The sequence below is a fragment of the [Micrococcus luteus] ATCC 49442 genome (assembly GCF_010367585.1).
In the GTDB taxonomy this organism is placed as follows: Bacteria; Actinomycetota; Actinomycetes; order Actinomycetales; family Micrococcaceae; genus Arthrobacter; species Arthrobacter luteus_A.
In genome coordinates, this window is sequence record NZ_JAAAXP010000001.1 from 3086656 (window position 1) to 3107866 (window position 21211).

Below are 21211 nucleotides of genomic sequence, written 5' to 3' on the forward strand. Positions count from 1 at the left end.
ATGACTGAGAACTACACAGCACTTTATGAGCAGCACAAGAAGGCCGGCGCGTCCTTCACCGACTTCGGCGGCTGGCAGATGCCCCTGAAGTACACCTCCGAGCTGGCTGAGCACCACGCCGTCCGTAACGCCGCCGGCCTGTTCGACCTCTCCCACATGGGCGAAGTCTGGGTCACCGGCCCCGACGCCGCCGTGTTCCTGGACTACGCCCTGGCGGGAAAGCTGTCCGCGGTGGCCGTGGGCAAGGCCAAGTACTCGCTGATTTGCCAACGAGATGGGGGCATTATCGACGACCTGATTTCCTACCGCCGTGCAGAGGACCGCTACCTCGTGGTGCCCAACGCCGGCAATGCCAAGGGGGTGGCAAGGGCACTGGCCGAAAGGGCAGCCGCGTTCGACGTCACAGTCGAGGACGCCTCCACCGAGACGTCCCTGATCGCCGTGCAGGGGCCGAACGCGGAGAATATCCTGCTCAAGCTCGTCCCCACCGAACAGCACGCCCTTGTCACGGAACTGAAGTACTACGCGGCCGTCGAAGTAGAGATCAACGGTCAGCAACTGTTGCTTGCCCGGACCGGCTACACGGGCGAGGACGGCTTCGAGATTTACGCCAACAACGTGGAAGCCCCAGCGCTGTGGGATGCGCTGCTGAAAGCCGGGTCAGGGGAAGGTCTGGTCCCCGCCGGTCTCGCTTGCCGCGATTCGCTCCGCCTCGAAGCCGGAATGCCACTCTACGGCAACGAGCTCTCCCGGCACGTCAACGCCTACACAGCAGGGCTGGGCCCGGTGGTGTCGCTGGCGAAGGAAAGCGACTTCGTAGGCAAGGAAGCACTGGCAGCGGTCAAAGCTGCCGGCGTCGGCTCCACCGCGGGCCAGAAGCTTGTGGGCCTCAAAGGCACCGGCCGCCGTGCAGCCCGCGCGCACTACCCGGTCCTTATGGACGGCACCCTGGTTGGTGAGGTGACCTCCGGCCAGCCCTCCCCCACCCTCGGCTATCCGGTGGCCATGGCCTATGTCGACGTCGAACACGCCGCACCCGGCACCGTTCTGGACGTGGACCTCCGCGGCAAACCCGAACGCTTCGAGATCGTCGAACTCCCGTTCTACAAGCGCCAAAAGTAACCAAACAAGACCCAGCAAGCAAAGGAAAAGCATCATGAGCAAAGTTGTTGCAGAACTGAAGTACTCCGCCGAACACGAGTGGGTTGCTGGGGACGGATCCGGGCCTGCCGGAATCGGCATTTCCGCCGTCGCCGCCGATGCCCTGGGCGACATTGTGTATGTGGACCTGCCCGAGGTTGGCTCCACTGTGACTGCGGGGGAGACCTGCGGCGAGGTGGAATCCACGAAGTCCGTCTCGGACCTCTACGCCCCCGTCACCGGCGAAGTAGTGGAGATCAACGACGACGTGGTCTCGGACCCCGCCCTGATCAACTCCGATCCGTACGGTGCCGGCTGGCTGTTCAAGGTCACCGTGACCGAAGAAGGCCCGCTGCTCTCCGCCCAGGAATACGCCGAGGCCAACGGCGGCGAACTGTGAGCACGGCAACCACAGCTTTCGAGCAGGTAGTCTCCGCCAGCCTGGACGCGGACCTGTCCGCGCTGGACCCGGAAATCGCCGTCAAGATCAACGACGAACTGGGCCGCCAGCGTGACGGCCTGGAAATGATCGCCTCCGAGAACCACACCGCCGTTGCTGTTATGCAGGCGCAGGGCTCGGTCCTGACCAACAAGTACGCCGAGGGCTACCCGGGCAAGCGCTACTACGGTGGCTGCGAGCACGTTGACGTCATCGAGCAGCTGGCCATCGACCGCGTCAAGGCACTCTTCGGTGCCGAGTTCGCCAACGTGCAGCCGCACTCCGGTGCACAGGCCAACGCCTCGGTGATGCACGCGCTGATCAAGCCGGGCGATACCATCATGGGCCTGAACCTGGCTCACGGCGGGCACCTCACGCACGGCATGAAGATCAACTTCTCCGGCAAGCTCTACAACGTGGTCCCGTACCAGGTCCGCGAAGACACCCACACCATTGATATGGCCGAGGTGGAGCGCCTGGCGCTGGAGACGAAGCCGCAGCTGATCGTTGCCGGCTGGTCGGCCTACGCCCGCCAGCTGGACTTCGCCGAGTTCCGACGGATCGCTGACCTGGTGGGCGCTTACCTGATGGTGGACATGGCGCACTTCGCCGGCCTGGTGGCAGCCGGCCTGCACCCGAGCCCGGTGCCGCACGCCCACGTTGTCACCTCCACCACGCACAAGACCCTCGCCGGTCCGCGCGGCGGCATCATCCTCTCCAACGATCCCGCGATCGCCAAGAAGATCAACTCTGCTGTCTTCCCGGGCCAGCAGGGCGGACCGCTGGAGCACGTCATCGCCGGCAAGGCGGTGGCCTTCAAGATCGCCGCCACGCCGGAGTTCAAGGAACGCCAGGAGCGCGTCCTGTTGGGTGCCGGCATCCTGGCCGACCGCCTGGTCCAGCCGGACGTCACGGCCAAGGGAATCTCCGTGATTTCCGGCGGCACCGACGTCCACCTGGTCCTGGTTGACCTGCGCAACTGCGAGCTGGACGGCCAGCAGGCCGAGGACCGCCTGGCCGCTATTGACATCACCGTCAACCGCAACGCCGTGCCGTTCGACCCGCGCCCGCCGATGGTCACCTCCGGCCTCCGCATTGGCACCCCCGCCCTGGCCACCCGTGGTTTCGGCGAGGCAGCGTTCCGTGAAGTTGCGGACATCATCGCCGAGGCACTGATTGCCGACGCCGACGCGGACCTTTCCGGTCTCCGTCACCGCGTGGAGGCCCTCGCCGCCGCGCACCCGCTTTACCCGGGGCTCTAGCCCCAACCACGGATCGAGAGTGCAGTTCGCGGCAGTGTTTCACAAGAGCATCAGCGCGAACTGCGCTCTCGGCACAAACTTTAGTTAGGAAGTCATCATGGCCGTTGGAGTCTTTGATTTGTTCTCCGTCGGGATCGGGCCTTCGAGCTCGCACACGGTTGGGCCCATGCGGGCTGCTGCCGTGTTTGCCGAAGAGCTCCGGGGCGCCGGCGTCCTGGAGAAAGTGGCGGGGCTGCGGGTGGACCTGTACGGGTCGCTCGCTGCAACGGGCCACGGCCATGGCACCATGACGGCCATCCTGCTGGGCCTTGAGGGGTTCCACCCCGAAAAGATCCTGCCGGCCGAGGTGGAGGAGCGGCTCGCCGCGATCGCCGAGACCGGGATGCTGAACCTTGCCGGCGCCGGTGAAGGGGGAGGCGTGCAGCTTCCCTACGGCGTGAAGGACATCATCCTGCGCCCGCTGACCATCCTGCCGCGCCACACCAACGGCATGACGTTCACGGTCACCGACGAAAACGGCGAGGAGCTGCACAAGGCCACGTTCTTCTCCGTCGGCGGCGGCTTCATTGTCCGCGAAGGCGAAGAGGACGCGGCCCTGAAGGAGCTCGACGAGTCCAAGAAGGAGCTGCCGCTGCCCTTCCGCACCGCGGCGGAGCTGCTGGGCCGGTGCCAGTCCAAGGGCCTGTCCATCGGCGAGATCATGTTCGTCAACGAACGTGCCTCCCGCACCGAGGAAGAGATCCGCGAGGGGCTGCTGCACATCTACTCCGTCATGGAGGAGTGCGTGGAAGTCAGCCTCAAGCGCGAGGGGCTGCTGCCCGGGGGACTGAAGGTCCGCCGTCGTGCGCCTGACTGGCACGAACGCCTCCTCAAGGAGGACAAGGACCGGGACCCCAAGTACTGGCAGGAATGGGTGAACCTGATCGCCCTGGCGGTCAACGAGGAGAACGCGTCCGGCGGCCGCGTGGTCACCGCCCCCACCAATGGCGCGGCCGGCATCATCCCCGCGGTACTCTATTACGCGCTGCATTTTGCGCCCGGAATGGATAAGGCAACGCAGGAAGATCGCGACGACGTTGTGGTCAAGTTCCTGCTCGTGGCCGGTGCCATCGGGGTGCTTTACAAGGAGCAGGCGTCCATTTCGGGCGCCGAGGTGGGGTGCCAGGGCGAGGTGGGCTCGGCGTCGTCGATGGCGGCGGCAGGGCTCGCGGAGGTCATGGGCGGCACACCGCAGCAGGTGGAGAACGCCGCGGAAATCGCGATGGAACACAACCTGGGCCTGACGTGCGATCCGATCGGCGGCCTGGTGCAGGTTCCCTGCATCGAGCGGAACGCCATCGCGGCGGCGAAGGCCATCAACGCGGCAAAGATGGCGCTCTGGGGAGACGGCACGCACCGCGTGTCCCTCGACGAGGTGATTGTGACCATGCGGGAAACCGGCAGGGACATGAGCTCCAAGTACAAGGAAACAGCCATGGGCGGCCTCGCCGTCAACGTAGTGGAATGCTAAGGAAAGAGTACTGATGACACTGGCACCAGAAGGCCGGAAGCTGCTGCGCGTTGAGCAGCGTAACTCCGCTGTACCCGTGGAGCGGAAGCCGGAGTGGATCAAGGCCAAGGTCCAGATGGGTCCTGAGTATGTCCAGCTCAAGAACCTGGTCAAGAAGGAAGGCCTGCACACGGTCTGTGAAGAGGCCGGCTGCCCGAACATTTTTGAGTGCTGGGAAGACAAGGAAGCCACGTTCCTGATCGGCGGGTCCGAGTGCACCCGGCGCTGTGATTTCTGCCAGATCGATACCGGCAAGCCCTCCCCGGTGGACATGTTCGAGCCCACGAAGGTGGCCCGGAGTGTCCAGGCCATGCAGCTGCGCTACGCCACCGTGACCGGTGTGGCCCGTGATGACCTCGCCGATGAGGGGGTGTGGCTGTACGCCGAGACGGTCCGGAAGATCCACGAGCTGAACCCAGGCACCGGGGTGGAGCTGCTGATCCCGGACTTCTCCGGCAAGCCCGAGCACATCGCGGCGATCTGCGATTCCAAGCCCGAGGTCTTCGCGCACAACGTCGAGACCGTGCCGCGGATTTTCAAGCGGATCCGGCCCGCGTTCCGGTACGAGCGGTCCCTGGATGTCATCACCCAGGGCCGGGCCCTGGGCATGGTGACCAAGTCCAACCTGATCCTGGGCATGGGCGAGACCCGCGAGGAAATCTCCGAAGCCCTGCGGGACCTGCACGAGGCCGGCTGTGACCTGATCACCATCACCCAGTACCTGCGCCCGTCCGAGCGGCACCTGCCGGTGGACCGCTGGGTCAAGCCCCAGGAGTTCGTGGACCTCCAGGACGAGGCCAACGAGATCGGGTTCCTCGGTGTCATGTCCGGGCCCTTGGTCCGGTCCTCCTACCGTGCCGGCCGGCTCTGGGCCACCGCGATGCGCAAGAAAGGCTGGGAAATCCCCGCCGAGCTCGCCCACATCGAGTCCTCCGGCAGCACCCGCCAGGAAGCCAGCTCACTCCTCAGGTAATGGCATTCGCCCGCTTAGGAGGCCTGCATGAGCTTTCTGAGGCGGCATCCATAGCATTGCGTCCTTGTGTTCAAAGCAGGCTCTTCTGCAGGCACAGATAGCTCTTGTAGCAGACCGGACGATCCCGACGACAGCAGCACGGAAATGTCCCTGCTGGAGAAGCGAACCCTGCGCGCAGAATTGCTGATGCCTTCGCCCGGTTGGGAGTCGAGCCAGCCTTCCCCCACATCACGGCCGTTGCCCGACTGACTTGAATGTCGAAGCCTACGGCGTCGAGCACGTCATCCATCCGCTCCTGAGGGAAGCATGCGTCGAAGTTTGCCCGCAGCGCGCCCGAGAAGCCGCCAGCCGGCCGCCCCCTATGCGCGGTTTACACCGGGGATCCCGGGGTATTACGGCGAACTAGGCAAGTCCTTTCTCCAGCAGTGCGACCGAAGCGGGGTCACTCCCGTTCGGCGGATCACTCTTGGGGCGCAAGCCCAATCGTCACAGCCAGATACGTTTCCCTAATGTGTCCGCCCTGGGCCAACACTGGGTCTTGACTGTTCGGTACAACCGTACTAATCTTCCAACATAACGCAAATACGTTCGGTGGGAACCATCGAGCAGCGTCACTCAGAAGGAATGACGTTGTTGATCCGGCCAAACATTGACGCGTTGCGGCAGCGGCGGGAGTTGTGGTCCCAGCGCAGGGAAATGCACTGAAGCTGTGATCACAGTTCAAGAAATCGCCGCCTTAACCATGCCGACGAACGGTTGCGCCAACGCAACAGCAGACATCCCAGTGGACGAGTCGGTCCAGACCAAGAAACTTAGAAGGGGCATCATGACCGAATTGATTGCCATGCTGACGCACGACGACAAAACCGTCGAGAACGCTCGTGCTGTCTTCAATAGCGCCGTTGAGGCACCCACCAAGCAATGGGGATTCAAAGACACAGGACTCCCGCAGAAAGAGCAGGCACTGCTAGCACGCGACATGAAGCAGGCAGGCAAGACAGTGCACTTTGAATCCCTTAAGGAGGAAGAGTCGGAGTGCTTGGCCGCCGCGCAGTTCGCTGTCTCGGAGAACCTCGACTACCTCATCGGCATGGCATATCACCCATCTGTCGCTGACCTCCTGTCGAGTTCAGGAGTCCGCTACTTGCCCACGTGTGGCGCTCGAAGTGGAGTCCCTCGAATGCTTCACGGAACGATCTCCGAGATAGTGGCTGACGCACACTCGGTCCGTTCGAGCACAGACGGAGTGACCTTGTCACTCTATCGATGGACAGACGGCGACCCCTCAGATCTTGGCGAGACCTTCATCCGAGAGGTTCCCTCTCCAGTGATCGTCACGGGATCCATCAACAGCACGAAGCGTCTCGACGAAATCGCACGGTTCGCGCCATGGGGGATCACCGTAGGCTCGGCGATCTTCGATGACGCCTTCGGCGTCGGGGACTTTGCCGCAACCCTTAAATGGATGCGTGAATACCTCGACGTTCGCGACGCCTCTGACGTCCGGTAGAACTTCGTTGGTTAGGTACGGGCTGCCGAGGCCAGGGGCAGTGGCACGGTGACTGCAACCTAGAAGCATTTCAGGACCGGTGCGCCCACAGTTGAGGCAGCCGTCCTGGAAACCCTTAGACCTGTTTCCGTTTTATTCAGGGGATATCCCCGAAGGAGAAGTGATGAAAGCCATCGTCCTGGAAGCTGAATGGGCGCCCCGTAATGGGGCCCGGATCAGTGACGCAGACGCTGCCCGGCAGTGGGCGTTTAATGCCAGCCAGGCATACCGCAATCCGAGCATCTCCCTGCAGACCATCGAGGATCCGGGCGCTCCGGGCCCGGACGAGGTGATCGTGCAGGTCGGGGCCTGCGGAATCTGTGGATCGGACGTTCACATGATCGAAACTGATGAGGACAACTACCTCCTCCTTCCCTATCATCTGAAGGCCCCGGTCGTCATCGGACACGAATTCGCCGGGAAGGTCGTATCGGTCGGTTCCAACGTTTCAGAGATCGCTGTCGGCGAGCTCGTGGCGGTCGAAGAAATCCAGTGGTGCGGCCGCTGCCGGGAATGCCGAGGCGGCTTTCTTAACCAGTGCCGCAACATTGAAGACCTGGGTTTCACCATCAATGGCGGCTTCGCTGAATACGTCAAGGTGGACGCAAAGTTCTGCTGGTCCCTGACAGCTGTGGCGGAGCGGGTGGGCTCGGAAGAGAAAGCGCTTGAAATCGGTGCCTTGACCGAACCAACGAGCGTCGCCTATGAAGGCATGTTCACCCGCGCCGGTGGCTTCAAGCCAGGCAGTGCCGTGGCAGTCTTCGGCGCCGGACCCATCGGCCTCGCCGCAACAGCCCTCGCGGCAGCCGCCGGCGCGTCCCAGGTGTTCGTTGCCGAAATGCTCCCGGAGCGCCGGGCGCTGGCCGAAGCGATGGGTGCCACGACCACCCTCGACCCTGCGACCACCGACGTAGCTGCCACGATCCAAGAACTCACCCGCGGCAACGGCGTGGCCATGGCAGTGGAGACGACCGGAAACTTCAAAGCGGTCATGGGAACCATTGAGGAGTCCATCGGGGTCGGCGGAAAAATCGCGGTGGTGGGAATGGATGCCCGACCGGTCGAAATGAACCTCATCCGGCAACAGCTGAAGGCAGGCTCTATCTACGGAACCGTCGGCCACTCCGGCTCCTGGGATTTCCCGAACGTCATCGCGTTGATGGCATCCGGGAAGATCCAGATGGAAAAAGCAGTAACCCGAAAGTTCCCGCTATCTGAGGTCGTCTCCGCCATTGACGAAACCAAGGGCCGGAGCAACGGGAAAATCCTCGTCAAACCTCAGCTCTTCTAAAAATCAAACCAATAAACCAAAGCAATACGCACGAAAGGCAAATGACATGACTCAGCCACTGCACTCACGGCTCCTCACCGACCTTGCACCGCCGGACATCCAGGAGTACCTGGCCTCCGGCAAGGACACCATCATCATTCCTCTGGGCTCGGTAGAGATGCACGGATACCACTGCCCGCTGGGCACCGACATCTACAACGCGATGGAAGTCTCCAAGCGCGCTGCCGAAAAAGCCGGCGTCCTCTACGGCCCGCCGATCTGGACCGGCTACAGCCCCCAGCACCTCCGCGAACCCGAGAACGGCATGGGTACCCTCACCTTCCGCGGTGAAACCGTCCGCGCCGTCATCTACGACACGGTCCGCTCCCTGATCCACCACGGCTTCAACCGGATCATCTTCGCCAACGGCCACACCTCCAACACCAAGGTCACCGACGAAGTCTTCCGCCGCCTCCGCTACGAAACCGGTGCACTCCTGGGCATGTTCAAGCCCTACGGAGAGCGCTACCTGGGCATCATTGATGACCTGATGGAAAACCCCGAAGAGGAAACCCCGGGCTGGCACGCCAGCGAACAGGAAACCTCCATCATGATGGCCTACCGGCCCGAGAACGTGAACATGGAACGGGCCGTCACAGCCGAAGGCCACGCCCCGGCCTGGCTGCCGGACAGCTTCAAGAAGAACGACGCCAACCCGGACGCGTCCTTCAAGGGCTACGAATACTTCTACTTCCCCATGGACCACGATGAAATGGCCGACCACGGCGTGATCGGCAACCCCTTCCGCGCCACCGCCGAAAAGGGCGAACAGATCTTCGACCGCTTCTCCACCTACCTCGCAGAAGCAATCGCCGAACTCGAAACCGTCAAGGTCAACGTCACACAGCGCGCCTTCGACCTCAAAGCCTAACCCGACCTGATGAGCAGTAACGGAGCGTCCAGCCAAACCCATGGCTGGACGCTCCAGCTTTTCCAGCACCTCGTCCTGGCACCGCGGACCCAGAAGCTTCACTTGCGTCCGCTCAACAGGACAGCAAATTAGATAGAAGAAGGCTTAGGATGACGAACGACATGCTCATTGCAGACTTCGTTGTAGCAACTGTTCAAGAGCGGGACTTCGAACTCGACCGGGCGCTCACCACAGCAAAGTTCAGGGCGTCCATGGGCCGAAAACTAGGCATAGTCGTCACACGACATAACTTCTGCCGTTACTCGGTCACACTCACTGCTGATGTTTCGTACGGCATGATTCAGGAACGGGATCACGCACAAACACATTCGCGTCCCGGGAAACTCGCAGACTAAGTGTCGGTACGGAAAGATCGACCGGGGCAAGTTGCACCATCCATTCGAAAAGAGCTCACGCGGAAATGGGACTAACATCGCTCTATCGCCTGTCCTCCATTAGGGCCGTTACGGCAAGTCGCCGATTAATCGCCGAACTTATGGAAACCAGTGCGCCGAACTTTACGGTCAGCCCATTTACAAGGGTCGGCCGCTTCACCAGTTCCCCGGAAAGAGCAAGGTTGGAGGTTGCGTTTTCGAATGTGCTCCTTGGCCCTCCGACGCCAACCTCGATATCCCGACCTAAGGCCGGGACCGCAAGGGCAGTATTTGATCATTCAAACAGAGAAAACCAGATCGTTTCATATGACGAGCAAATCAGAAGCAGCCCCGACACCCCTGCACTGGATGGATCGACGCTCGGCCAGCGATAAATGGGGGCAGAGTGGAACGAAGTCGAATTGAGGGAGAAACTCAGTGTCTGAACCGGAAAAAGCTGCCCTTACCGTCTCTGAGGGTGATTCAGTAGAGCCGACGGCGGAAACCGGCGATGCGGCCGAAGTGGAGGCAGCGGAAGCTACAGAGCAAACGGAGGCCCCAGTCGCGCCGGAAATCACCTTCGATGAAAAGTTTTATCCCGCGCGGCCCAAAGCGTTGCGGCCCGTGGCCCGACGACGGCAGTACTCTGCCAACGCGCCGTCGCTGGAACTCGACGGGCTCAACAAAACCTACGTGGAGTGGCTCAGGAATCAGGCAATGCTTGGCGACGCCAATGTCCTTGCCAGGCAGCTGTCAGGGCAGGCGAGCATGTGGCAGCACTCATTCGCGCACCCCAATCCGCGGGCCGCCGTTGAGCGCGCCTCGGTGTGGTTCACGGCCTACCCGCTCTCTTTCATGACGGCGCCGGGGCAATCCTTCCTAGGGGCGCTCGGGGATCCGGAATTGTGGAAAATGTTCAGCCAAATTGGCATCAGAGCCATCCACACAGGGCCGGTGAAGAAGGCCGGTGGGCTGGAAGGATGGGCGGAAACGCCCAGCGTTGATGGCCATTTTGACCGCATCAGTATGGCTATCGATCCGCTGTTCGGCTCTGAAGATGAGTTCCGCCGGATGTGTGACGTTGCCGGTGAGTATGACGGCACCATCATCGATGACATCGTCCCAGGGCACACCGGCAAAGGTGCCGACTTCCGCTTGGCCGAAATGAATTACAGGGATTACCCCGGCATTTATCACATGATTGACATACCAGAATCGGACTGGGACCTGCTGCCGGATGTTCCGTCGGGAGCGGACTCTGTAAACATCAGCCCTCATGCGGAAAAGGCTCTCCAAAAGGCCGGATACATTATTGGACGGTTGCAGCGGGTCATTTTTTACGAACCCGGAGTGAAGGAAACCAACTGGAGCGCCACCCGGGCCATTATGGACACCAACGGCCAGAAGCGTCGCTGGGTGTATCTGCATTATTTCAAAGCCGGCCAGCCCTCGATCAACTGGCTCGATCCAACTTTCTCGGGCATGCGCCTGGTGGTGGGTGACGCACTGCATTCGCTTCTGGACTTAGGTACCGGGGCGCTGCGTTTGGACGCTAACGGCTTTCTTGGCGTGGAAAAGAGCGCAGAGGAACAGCCCGGTTGGTCCGAAGGGCACCCACTATCCGAGGCAGCCAACCAGCTCATCGGCAGCATGGTGCGCAAGGTGGGAGGCTTCTCATTCCAGGAACTCAACCTCACGATCGATGACATCAAGGCTACATCCGAAACTGGTCCGGACCTGTCCTACGATTTCATTACCCGGCCCGGTTACCACCACGCCTTGGTCACCCAAGATACGGAATTTCTGCGGCTGACCCTGCGGCTGGCGATGCAAATCGGCGTGGACCAGGCGTCGCTGGTACACGCGTTGCAGAACCATGATGAGCTGACCTACGAGCTGGTGCATTTCGCCACCCGGCACAAGGACGATGTCTTCCACTTGGCTGGTTCCGACCTGACCGGCGCGGAGATGACTGAACTCATTCAAGACACACTGCGGAACAAGCTCACGGGCGAAAACGGCCCGTACAACGCACTCTTCACTACCAACGGCATTGCCTGCACAACAGTCAGCGTCATCACTGCGGCCCTTGGCATCAAGGACATCTCTGCCGTAACTGACCAACAGATCCAGACAGTGCGGGAAGCCCACCTGCTCCTGGCGATGTACAACGCCCTGCAGCCAGGGGTCTTCGCGCTTTCAGGGTGGGACATGGTGGGCATGACAACGCTGGACAGGACGCAGGTAAGGGACCTTACAGCCCAAGGCGATACCAGATGGATTAACCGGGGTGCCCACGACCTGATGGGTACCAACGCCGAGGCCACGGTGTCGGCTTCCGGGATGCCCCGCGCACGCAGTCTTTACGGTCCGCTGCCTGAACAGCTCAAGGACGACCAATCCTTCGCGCGGAGGCTCCAGAAAATCCTCAAGGTGCGGGAGGGATGGGGGGTTGCCACGGGCTTGCTCCTTGACGTTCCGGACGTTTCCCATCGGGGTTTGTTGGTCATGGTGCACCGCCTAGCATCCGGGCAGGTCCAGGTGACCGTCCTGAATTTCTCTGGTGAAGACATCAACAGCAGCGTCAACTCCACTTACCTGAAGGCTGGTGCGAAGGTCCATGACCTCTTCGCCGAGAAGACAGTGGGCCAGGTGGACGACTTGCACAGTTTCTTCATCAAGCTCGGCGCATATCAGGGGACGGCATTGCTGATCGTGGATCCGCCCAACGTCGAGAATGAAGCGTAGGGGCAACAAATGCCGAGTATCGGCGTGGGTCGCACCCGGAATCATGATCCCAGAATCTGGCACAGAGGCTGAGTGTTCGTCCGACTAGGGCACCCCCGAACCCGACACAGTGTGCGTCGGCTTTCGGCGTGGGCGTGAGTCCGTGCTTCAGAGTTGGCTTCTTCCCAACTTGGAGCGCATGAGCCGGGACGGGTTGTTGTGTGATCTGAAATAGTGCCAGGCCGCTTCAATGAGAAGCCGGCGGGCGTATCTGTTGCCCGTCTTCGTAATCAGGCCCTTCGCATTTACGCATGGTTGGTTTGTTTGATCCGGTAGTGCCGGTGGCCGCCGGCGGCGAGTAGGCATCTGAGCCGGTAGTTGGTGAAGTTGCGGAAGCCTCGGGCTATTCTGCGGGTGGTTTCGATGACTCCGTTGATTGCTTCGGTAGGCCCGTTGGAGGCGCCGTTCGTTTCGAAGTAGGCCAGGATCGCGGTTTTCCATTGTTTGAGTGTCCGGCCGAGGCGGGCGACTTCCGGGATTGGGCAGGACGGGAAGGACCCAATGACTTCATTCACGAGTTCCCTGCCCCGCTCCGGCCGGGCGTGATAGATGTTGCGGAGCTTCTGGTAGCACTGCCATGCGAGGGTGACTTCGTGGTCGGGGTCTCCGGCATTGAGTTTCGCATCGAGCCGGGCGGACTGCTTGTCGGTCAGATGTTCGGCGCCGATCTGCAGGGTCCGGCGGATACCGTAGAGCGGGTCACCCTTGCGTCCGCGGTGGCCGAGAGTGTTCTGCTGGACCCGGCGGCGGACTTCGTCGACCATGGCCGATCCGAGTTTCACGACGTGGAAGGCGTCCAGGACCGTGATGGCTTCGGGCAGTTCGTCGCGGATCGCGTTGGCGTAGCCGCGGAACGGATCCAGCGCGGCGGTCTTGATCCCGGCGGTGAACCCGGGGCCACGGTCTTTGAGCCAGTCGGCGTAGGCCTTCCCGGACCGGCCTGGAACCAAGTCAAGTAGCCGTGCGTGCACCACGCCGTTCTCGTCGCGGGTGTGGTCCACGATTCCGGTGACCATGCCGGATCCCGGCGGGCCGGTGTGTGACCAGACGTGCTCATCCACCCCGAGCGCGTCAACGCCGGCGAGCCGATCGGAGTTCCTGATGCGGCGGGTGGCTTCTGCTCTGATGGCGTCCCAGACGGTGTGCCAGGAGACCCCGAGCTGGTGGGCCAGGGCCGAGACCGAGGTATCGAACCGCTGCAGCGCGTCGGTCGCCCAGTGGGCGGCTCGGGCGGTGAGTTTCGCCCGCGGCCCGGCCAGCGGGTGTTCTTCACTGAATGTTGTTTTTGGGCAGTCCAGGTCCGGGCAGCGCCAAACACGCTTGGCCCACAGCAGCCGCACCGGCTGGCCGAAACAGGGAATGTCATGGAGCCGGACCTGGCGGCGTCCGTGGCCGACCGCGACGACGCCGCAGTCCGGGCACCCGGCGAGGTCCACACCGGTTTCGACGCCCAGTACGAGGCCAGTCCTGGTTGCCGTGACGGAGCTGACGTGGACGCCCTCGACACCGAGCAGCGCATCCGCGCGCATGCACCAGCGGCCAGCAGAACAAGACATAGAGTTATTCATGTCAGGGTCTCTTTTTGGTTTTGGTTGCTTGGTCGCTACCAATTCAAAGAGGCCCTGACCTCTTTCCTGCCGCACCACGCCGCACCACAGAATACCTACGCGATGGCGCCATCCTCAGACTGCGCATCCATGCTTATCTGCGAAGGCCCCGTAATCAAGCCTTGGGACCGGGACGCGCCTGAGGAATGCTCAGTAGGAATCAGACCCAACTAAGCTCCGATCGTGGATCCTGACCGGCACCACGGCGAACCGACGACGGGGCTACGCTTTCCTCACAACGCTGTCGATGACCCCTCCCGGCTCGCCTGCACCGAGATCCTGGCCGGGGAGAAAAGGGACACCGCAGCAGGATTCTGGGCACGCGCCAACTAACATCCGTGGTCAATACATCTAGGCCCGGAATACTCCCCTTACCAACCCCGCTCCCTGCGGCCAGATTTGGCTTCGCGAATCACAGTCCTGCTGGGATCGCAGCGGCATTCTGGGACTCTAACTTCTAGCTCCTCAAGGCTTGGCCGCCTGTTCCAGGAGTCGCTGAACGTGAAGCGCTCGATTGACGTCAATTACGTGTGGGAGGTTGTTTTTGACGGCATTCACCAGATCGTCCCTAATTATCCTTAGAATCTCCGGGTCACCGTCGATTCCGCTGAACGCCACGGAGAGCTCACCCTCGTCGGTGAAGAGATGAACACCGGCTACATCCCTCCGGACCGGGGCGACAAGCGAGAGCGAACCGATGCTCTGCGCGCCAGACTCATGACGGGCCTGAAACGTGAAAAATTTCGTTGGATCGCCTTGTCCCTTTATGTCCACAATGGGGCCAGCGGTCGCGTCGAGAAGGTCAACGACATGTGGTCCCAGGTCGAGCAAGGCGCCAGCCTCTTTGCGCCAAGGCGCTGCAAAGAATCCGCCCGGCAGACATGAGCCATTGATGAACGTGCCAATAGCCCCGAGCGGTTTTCGCTGCCGTGAGCGGGAGACGAATTCTCGCACGGTGGGGCTGAATCGATTCGTAAGAGTGACCAAGTTGATTACGCCAGCCTCATTTATGTCATCGGCAAGCCGCTGCGCTTGGTCCAGATCAAGCCCCAAGGGCTTTTCCAACAGCAAAGCCTTTCCCGCTTTGGCAGCTAGCGATGCGTACGGTGCCTGAATGTCCGGAGGAACTGCAAGTACCACTGCCTCACACTGGTCAAGGAGCTCCTCGAAGGAACTCACACTGGTGGTGCCGAACTTTTGTGCGAGCTCTTCAGCCGACTGACTGCGCCGCGCCCAAACCGCCACCAGATCTGTTTCTTCCTGATTGGCAAACATTGGAGCATGGAATGATTGCGCCCATGCTCCGGCGCCCACCAAGCCAATCCGAAGCTTTGTCACGACGTTCCTCCAATAAACCGAGTTTTGATTCTGTTTTTATGAAGCCCAGGGTCTGAACGCCGCACAAAGCGCCGGCAGGTCCTTCGCCGCCCGCTACGCGGCTCTCTGCAGAGATACACTCCCGATCCGTGCTCCCGCCGATGTAGGAGAGCACGAGCTCCAGCTAGTGCCCTCCTGCCCTCCTCGCCGGGCCGCACCGTTTACTTGTGCCCCGGCTGTCCGAGCTGGCCATCCCTTCCATACTTGGCCCTGCCCTTGTGGCAGGTTGCCGTGCAGGAGGGTTTCGGGAAGCCAGTATTAATACCACGAACCATGTAAAAGCTGAAAGCCGGACGAGTTTGTCGTCACGGTGGCCGCCCTTGTTCAGGCCGGACCACCTAGTGGTGCAAGTACCTTTCGCGCTGGGACCTAAAACGCTATCTCATCAGAGGACCGGAGGGATGGGATCCTTCTCAGCGAAACGTCTCACGACGTTCGCGGTGATGCGAGCTACATCATTGTCGTAGCCGTCGGTTGGCAGGCTATGGATCCACGAGATCGACGATGTCGCGAACATGGCGCCACCTCCCGAGGTGGTGAAGTAGGTCATATCGGCTCGCACATTGTAGTTACGGTCCCCTTGCGTCTCCGTATCGGTGCCCGAATCCTCAGGGACAACGATCGCGTACGGGCCATGTTCGATTGAGCTGGCGAGCAGCATCGTGTTTGGTGGAGTCCCCAGGGACAAGTCGTAGCGGTCCAGCTCCACGCCTGCAGCACCCCCGTACTCCAGCCCGAAGTCCCCAATGCGCTCACGATCCCGTACCCCGTCGAGGATCCAAGCCACCCGTTCGTCGGCCGCGTCGGGCATGGGGACGAAGTAAGTGCCCTGCTCAAGGCCATGCGCGCAGTAGCTCGTGCCCCAAATCTTGTATCCCGCCCGGCCCCGGAAGCGCCAAGGACCACTGCGCTCTCCTGTAGAGCTCATGTAGCTCTCGCCAGGGGCATCTTCCCAGCCGCCGTCCCCGCCAATGCCGCGGCGCATCTCCATCACCCACGGCTTCTCGGGGTGTTCAGCCGTGACCCAATACATGCCATTGCCGCCCAGATAGAGCCCCCGCCCACCCTGGGCAAGGTAGTTCTCCCACGCGTCATTGAAGCGGTCGGTGCAGTATTCGGGATGCGACACAGTCAGCACGACGGAGTACTGGCCTAGTAGATCGGCGCCCTCGCTGTGTACGTCGTGGTCGGTGAGTACGTCGTAGCCGATGCCTTCGTTGTCCAGAAAATGCAAGAGCTGCAGGTCGGCCGGGAAGTTCCACGCGGGCATCGTACCCGGCCGCAGGGTGAGTAGTGGCCGTCGCCAAGTCACATATGCCGCGCCCTCGCCGTCCGCGTGGACGTCATAGCTTGACAACCCCCACGGAGCGGGGTGTCCGTGAACCACGACGTCGCGCTCATAGAGCGGCCGGAACCCCGCCCAAACAAGGTCACTTGTATCGACCCCGGTTGAGCCGACCTGAAATGGATTGTGCCCAGTCTCATTTCCGTATGCCATGTAGGTGTAGGTCGACATCAGGACCGCGACTCGGGCCCGCTGTGCCCCTGGCGAAGGCACCACGAAGAACGGGACGTAATCCTCCAATCCATCGCTACGCAGTCTTACCGCATACACCCCGCTCTGGAGATCCCCAGGAACATCAACGGAGAGAGAGGAGTCCCAGCGGCAGTCATCGAAGGAGTCATCATGGAACCAAAGGGCCCCGTACTGCTCAGGGGCCAGCCGGTAATTGTCGTCCCGACCACGCCAGTTGTGGCCTGTGCAGCCCCGGAAGGGCTGATTCACGCATTGTCCGTGATGGTCACCCGCGACATCCGTGATCCGGTCGGTGCCGACCCCTTCGGGGCCGATTTCCTGTGAGAAGTTCCAGAGGGCCAACGGATCCGAAGGGAACACTCCAGCGAGTGCGTCCGAGACCTCCGCCTCGGATAATGACCGTCCATAGACCCTGGGAGCCTCGATTTTTCCGTTGAAGGCAGCAGTCACCCAAGTGCGACCCGCCGTGTCGGGAGCCCCCTCGGCAAGACCCCCTATGACCAACGAAACACCGGGGTCGGTCAGCCGAATTCCGCTGGTGGACTGCTCACTGCCGGTTCCATCGAACGGGACGACAGGCCCGAAGCGACTGTTATATCCATTTACAACCCCGGTCTGGCGCAGCGTCAGGTTGCCCGATGCCGCGTCGTATGTAGTGACAACTGAGTACCAAACCCGAGTGAACAACGCCTGTGCGGAACGTACGCGCGCCACCCCGCCCTCACCGTCACCGACGGTCCATTCCAAATGTCCATCGGCATCCAATGACAACGCCCAACCCGCCGACTGGTCGTCTGCCCAGCAGGAGATGATTCCCTGCCTGCCACGATCCGGCAGGGTTGCCTGAATGTAGGCGTGTACCGTGATCCCCGTTTCTGGAACGAAGGCGGGATCAGCTGGCACTTCGACATAGCTGCCCGCTTGAGTGCGCTGCGGCCGTCCGCTGAATGTACCGAGCGGCATTACGTTCTCGATGACCACTCCCGCGCCGTTCGGGTCCGGGTTGATGTTTCGGAAACGAACCAGCGCCGCGTCATACTCGCTATCCGCCGCCACGTGTACCTGCACGGATGTTCCCTGAGCGACATTCGGGCGGTCCGTGTAGCCGACTAGGCCGCCAGTGACCGTACTTCCAATCGGCACGGGACGTCCCTCCGCCACGTTCACCGGCCCTCCTCCAAGTCCGCCTCGAGCTGTGCTACCCGGTGTAGGAAAGCGCCATGCCGCGCATCGTCTAGCGTCGCGAACCGGGCACCCGGCAGCGTCTGTGGTGTAAGACCTGGACGGGTCACAGCGATGCCCCAGACCTCATCCCCGCCCAATCGGCACGCGACGTAGCGGCCGTCGGAAGGGTGCGAGCGGAAGTATCCGAGGACTTGCTGCAACGCTTTGCTGTGGAAATTCGGCCGACGACCGATAGGGTCGTGCGCGTGCTCGGCTATCAGCTCATCGGTGATAAGGGCTCGCACGGCTTGCTTCTGTATGCGGTCCCTGAACGGGTACCAGTGCGCAGCATCTTTGTCGATGTAGCGATGCGGGTCACATACTTTCTGGGCCGCAGGTTGCTCTGACACGGACATAGATCCTTTCGAAGTTTTGGGCAAGTTAACGGCGGCGGAGCAGGTAGGCATTTATGCCTAGGGCTCCTAGCAGCACAAGCCCCTTGACGATCAGCTGGGCGGATGAGGAAACGTTCATGAGGCTCATGCCGTTGTCGATTGTTGCAAGCAGTAGGGCGCCGATCATTGCGCCGGGAATTGTTCCTACCCCGCCCACGAGCGCCGTCCCACCGATCACAGCGGCGGCGATAGCATCCAGTTCGAGGTTCGTACCACTGCTTGGGCTTGCCGCGGAAAGGCGGGCCGTCAGGAGAACCCCGCCGATGCCGTAGAGTGCTCCCATTATGAGGAAGCCCCCGAAGATGTGCTTCTTAACACTGATGCCTGCGAACTCTGCGGCTTCTCGGTTGGATCCGATGAGATAGGCGTTGCGGCCGAATGTGCTACGGCTCATCACGAACCAGAGGACAACACCGACTGCTACTGACCACATCAGCGTAAACGGAATGCCCAAGAAGCCGCCGGCAGCCCAGGCCAGCAGCCCCAGACCAATGGCGAAGACACCCAGTTGGGTGGCAGTACGGACAATGTCCTCGCGGCGCATCTCCGCTGGTTCACTACGATGTAGCACGAGGCGCCGAAGGGCGAGCCCGACCACTGCTACGAACACAACAACGATCAGCCCGATCGACCCGTTCGGCGGAATGAAGGCCTCGGAGAGTGCTTGGAGCTCAGGCGGGACTGGCCCGACCGTAGAGGAATTTGTCCACACGAGTCCGATGCCGCGGAAGGCGAGCAAGCCAGCCAAAGTCACGATGAATGACGGAATTCCGAAGCGTACTACCCAGAAACCCTGCCATAATCCCAGGGCCAATCCCAGGACAATGGCCGCCACGACGGCGACGCTAGTTGGGAGCCCCCATTGTACGGTAAGCACGGCGGATGCCACCCCGCAGAGGAAGACAGAACTACCCGCGGAGAGATCGATCTCCCGCATCACCATGAGCACACAGGCTCCAGCTGCAAGTACCGCTACAATGGACGCCTGACGCAGCAACAGCGACAGGTTACGGGGAGTGAAGAAAATTTCACCTGTCTGCAGGTGGAAGAAGATTGCTAGGACTACGAACACCAGGCCGAGCGAGATGGACAGTAGCTGCGGGCCTGTCAGGCGGGACAAATCGAGACGTCGACGGGATGACATCCTCGGCGGCCCTTTCAGGGAAGCTGTCATATCTGCCTCACCCCCGTAGCAGCAGCCATCAGCTCCGCTCGAGTGGCATGCGGTCCAAATTCGCCGGTTATCCGGCCTTTGTACATCACGAGTATCCGATCGCTCTCCGTAGTGACTTCCGCGATGTCACTACTAATCAATAGCACTCCGCGCGAGCTGTCGGTCAGCTCGCGGATAATGCGGAAAATCTCGAAACGGGCGCCGACGTCGACCCCGACGGTCGGCTCGTCGAGAATCAGAACTGAAGGATGAGCGGCTAAGCAACGGGCCAGCAGAACCTTCTGCTGATTACCTCCGCTTAGGGTCTCTATGTTGACATCCAGCCGTGGTGGCCGTACGTCCAGGTCCTCGATATAGGCGCGGTTGCGCTCCTGCTCCGCCGCTCGATCGAGGAGGCCACCTCGGGAGATCCTGCTGATGCTGCTGGCGCTCATATTTTTGCGAACGCTCTGGCCGGCGATGATCCCGTTGACTTTTCGGTCCTCAGGCAGCATCGCAATCCCACGCGACATTGCCTGTCGCGGAGAAGTCGGCCTCCCGAGTCCGTCTGCCAGTTCCACGCTGCCCTCGATGTGTCCAGACCATGCACCAAAGAGTGCCCTAGCCATCTCCGTCCGGCCTGCGCCGACAAGCCCATAAATGCCGAGGATCTCCCCGCCATGCAAGTCCAAGTCGACACCGTCGACCCGGGGGACGCTCTTTGTGTTTCGCCCTTCCCATGCCCGGAGTTCGCGGACCGACAGAACTCTGTCGTGCCGTTTCCCAGACTGGCGGTGGACCACCGTCGCGGGATCACGTCCAATCATGGCTCGGATCATCTCGGGCCGATTCCCCCGGGCTTCCTCCAGCTCGGCGGCCACACGCCCATTGCGAAGCACGACGACCTGGTGGGCATACTGCTCCACCTCGTCGAGTCGGTGAGTGATGTGGATGCAGCTAACCCCTCGGTCGTGCAAATTGGCAACGTGCTCAAAAAGACGCTCCGACTCGGGTTCTGTCAAGGAGGCCGTGGGCTCGTCAAGGATGAGCAACTTCGCGGATTCCGACAGAGCCGCAGCGATCATAGCTAGGCGCTGCGTGGCTGGAGAGAACTCCCCTGCCAGCCGACGGGGGTCGGCATCCACGCCGAAATCGGCCAGTGCATCGGCCGCCAAACAGCGAAGCCGGTCGCGGTCAACGGCAATGCCCATGCGCCGCGGAAGGCGCCCAGCGAACATGTTCTCCTCCAGACTCAGTCCAGGTGAAAACATCAGCTCCTGCGGCACGTAAACCACGCCAGCCCGCAGTGCGTCTCGCGGGTGGGCGAAGGCCGCTCGCTCGCCCGCGACCTCCACCTCACCTCCGTAACTCCCCGCAGGATGGATACCGGCGACGATCTTCATTAGTGTGGACTTACCTGCTCCGTTCTCGCCGACCAGGCCGAGAGTCCTGCCCGGCGCAAGCCCCCAAGTGACATCCGACAGGACTGTCACGCCTGAGAATGACATCGTTACGTCGCGTAGCCGGAGGATGTGGCCCTCTGCGTCTGCGGCAGGGCCACCAGCCTGTGAGCCATCAGTGATGTCGATCGGTGACGACATGGGT

At 61.6% G+C, this 21211-nt stretch carries 15 protein-coding genes and 1 pseudogene; 10 read left to right on the plus strand and 6 right to left on the minus strand.

Going from position 1 to position 21211, the window contains the following annotated elements; all coding sequences use genetic code 11:
• The 9 genes from gcvT (at position 1) to treS (ending at position 12274) form a co-directional block, all read left to right on the plus strand.
• Positions 1 to 1122 (plus strand): glycine cleavage system aminomethyltransferase GcvT, encoded by a 1122-nt coding sequence (gcvT, locus tag GUV69_RS14080; RefSeq protein WP_164203412.1) that lies wholly within the window; start codon positions 1 to 3, stop codon positions 1120 to 1122.
• Between the two features lie 34 nt (positions 1123 to 1156).
• Positions 1157 to 1540 (plus strand): glycine cleavage system protein GcvH, encoded by a 384-nt coding sequence (gene gcvH / locus GUV69_RS14085; RefSeq protein WP_164203415.1) that lies wholly within the window; start codon positions 1157 to 1159, stop codon positions 1538 to 1540.
• Positions 1537 to 2841 (plus strand): serine hydroxymethyltransferase, encoded by a 1305-nt coding sequence (gene glyA / locus GUV69_RS14090; protein WP_164203418.1) that lies wholly within the window; start codon positions 1537 to 1539, stop codon positions 2839 to 2841. The genes gcvH and glyA overlap by 4 nt, the downstream gene beginning before the upstream one ends.
• Positions 2842 to 2938: 97 nt before the next feature.
• On the plus strand, positions 2939 to 4351 hold the full coding sequence (locus GUV69_RS14095; protein WP_164203421.1) for an L-serine ammonia-lyase: 1413 nt from the start codon (positions 2939 to 2941) through the stop codon (positions 4349 to 4351).
• A 13-nt stretch (positions 4352 to 4364) separates the two neighbouring features.
• Positions 4365 to 5363: a lipoyl synthase gene (lipA, locus tag GUV69_RS14100; RefSeq protein WP_164203424.1), complete on the plus strand. Its 999-nt coding sequence runs from the start codon at positions 4365 to 4367 to the stop codon at positions 5361 to 5363.
• A gap of 709 nt (positions 5364 to 6072) precedes the next feature.
• A complete protein-coding gene (locus tag GUV69_RS14105; protein WP_164203427.1) occupies positions 6073 to 6873 on the plus strand; it encodes a hypothetical protein in 801 nt (266 codons plus the stop codon).
• A 163-nt stretch (positions 6874 to 7036) separates the two neighbouring features.
• Positions 7037 to 8203, plus strand: a complete 1167-nt coding sequence (gene iolM, locus GUV69_RS14110) for a scyllo-inosose 3-dehydrogenase (protein ID WP_164203398.1) — start codon at positions 7037 to 7039, stop codon at positions 8201 to 8203.
• A gap of 46 nt (positions 8204 to 8249) precedes the next feature.
• Positions 8250 to 9113 carry a creatininase family protein gene (locus tag GUV69_RS14115; RefSeq protein ID WP_164203394.1) on the plus strand — a complete coding sequence of 288 codons (864 nt, stop codon included), beginning with the start codon at positions 8250 to 8252 and terminating at the stop codon, positions 9111 to 9113.
• A gap of 851 nt (positions 9114 to 9964) precedes the next feature.
• A complete protein-coding gene (gene treS / locus GUV69_RS14120; protein ID WP_164203431.1) occupies positions 9965 to 12274 on the plus strand; it encodes a maltose alpha-D-glucosyltransferase in 2310 nt (769 codons plus the stop codon).
• Positions 12275 to 12558: 284 nt separating this feature from the next.
• Here treS and GUV69_RS14125 read toward each other — a convergent pair whose 3' ends face one another.
• On the minus strand, positions 12559 to 13881 hold the full coding sequence (locus GUV69_RS14125) for an ISL3 family transposase (protein WP_164200960.1): 1323 nt from the start codon (positions 13879 to 13881) through the stop codon (positions 12559 to 12561).
• Positions 13882 to 14139: 258 nt separating this feature from the next.
• Between GUV69_RS14125 and GUV69_RS14130 the strand changes: the two are divergent.
• Positions 14140 to 14250: pseudogene (locus GUV69_RS14130) on the plus strand (IS481 family transposase); the annotation flags it as partial.
• 135 nt (positions 14251 to 14385) lie between these two features.
• Here the strand turns inward: GUV69_RS14130 and GUV69_RS14135 are convergent.
• The 5 genes from GUV69_RS14135 to GUV69_RS14150 form a co-directional block, all read right to left on the minus strand.
• The gene (locus GUV69_RS14135; protein WP_164203434.1) at positions 14386 to 15258 is read right to left on the minus strand and encodes a Gfo/Idh/MocA family protein; all 873 of its coding nucleotides are present in this window, start codon (positions 15256 to 15258) and stop codon (positions 14386 to 14388) included.
• Between the two features lie 424 nt (positions 15259 to 15682).
• Complete coding sequence (locus GUV69_RS14140) at positions 15683 to 17902, minus strand: N,N-dimethylformamidase beta subunit family domain-containing protein (protein WP_208786649.1); 2220 nt, start codon at positions 17900 to 17902, stop codon at positions 15683 to 15685.
• A 95-nt stretch (positions 17903 to 17997) separates the two neighbouring features.
• Positions 17998 to 18465 carry a N,N-dimethylformamidase alpha subunit family protein gene (locus GUV69_RS23690; protein WP_488759612.1) on the minus strand — a complete coding sequence of 156 codons (468 nt, stop codon included), beginning with the start codon at positions 18463 to 18465 and terminating at the stop codon, positions 17998 to 18000.
• Positions 18440 to 19627, minus strand: a complete 1188-nt coding sequence (locus tag GUV69_RS14145; protein WP_164203439.1) for a sugar ABC transporter permease — start codon at positions 19625 to 19627, stop codon at positions 18440 to 18442. Before GUV69_RS14145 ends, GUV69_RS23690 begins: the two co-directional genes overlap by 26 nt.
• Entirely contained in the window at positions 19624 to 21207 is a 1584-nt protein-coding gene (locus GUV69_RS14150) for a sugar ABC transporter ATP-binding protein (RefSeq protein WP_164203442.1), read from the minus strand. Before GUV69_RS14150 ends, GUV69_RS14145 begins: the two co-directional genes overlap by 4 nt.
• Positions 21208 to 21211: the final 4 nt, after the last annotated feature.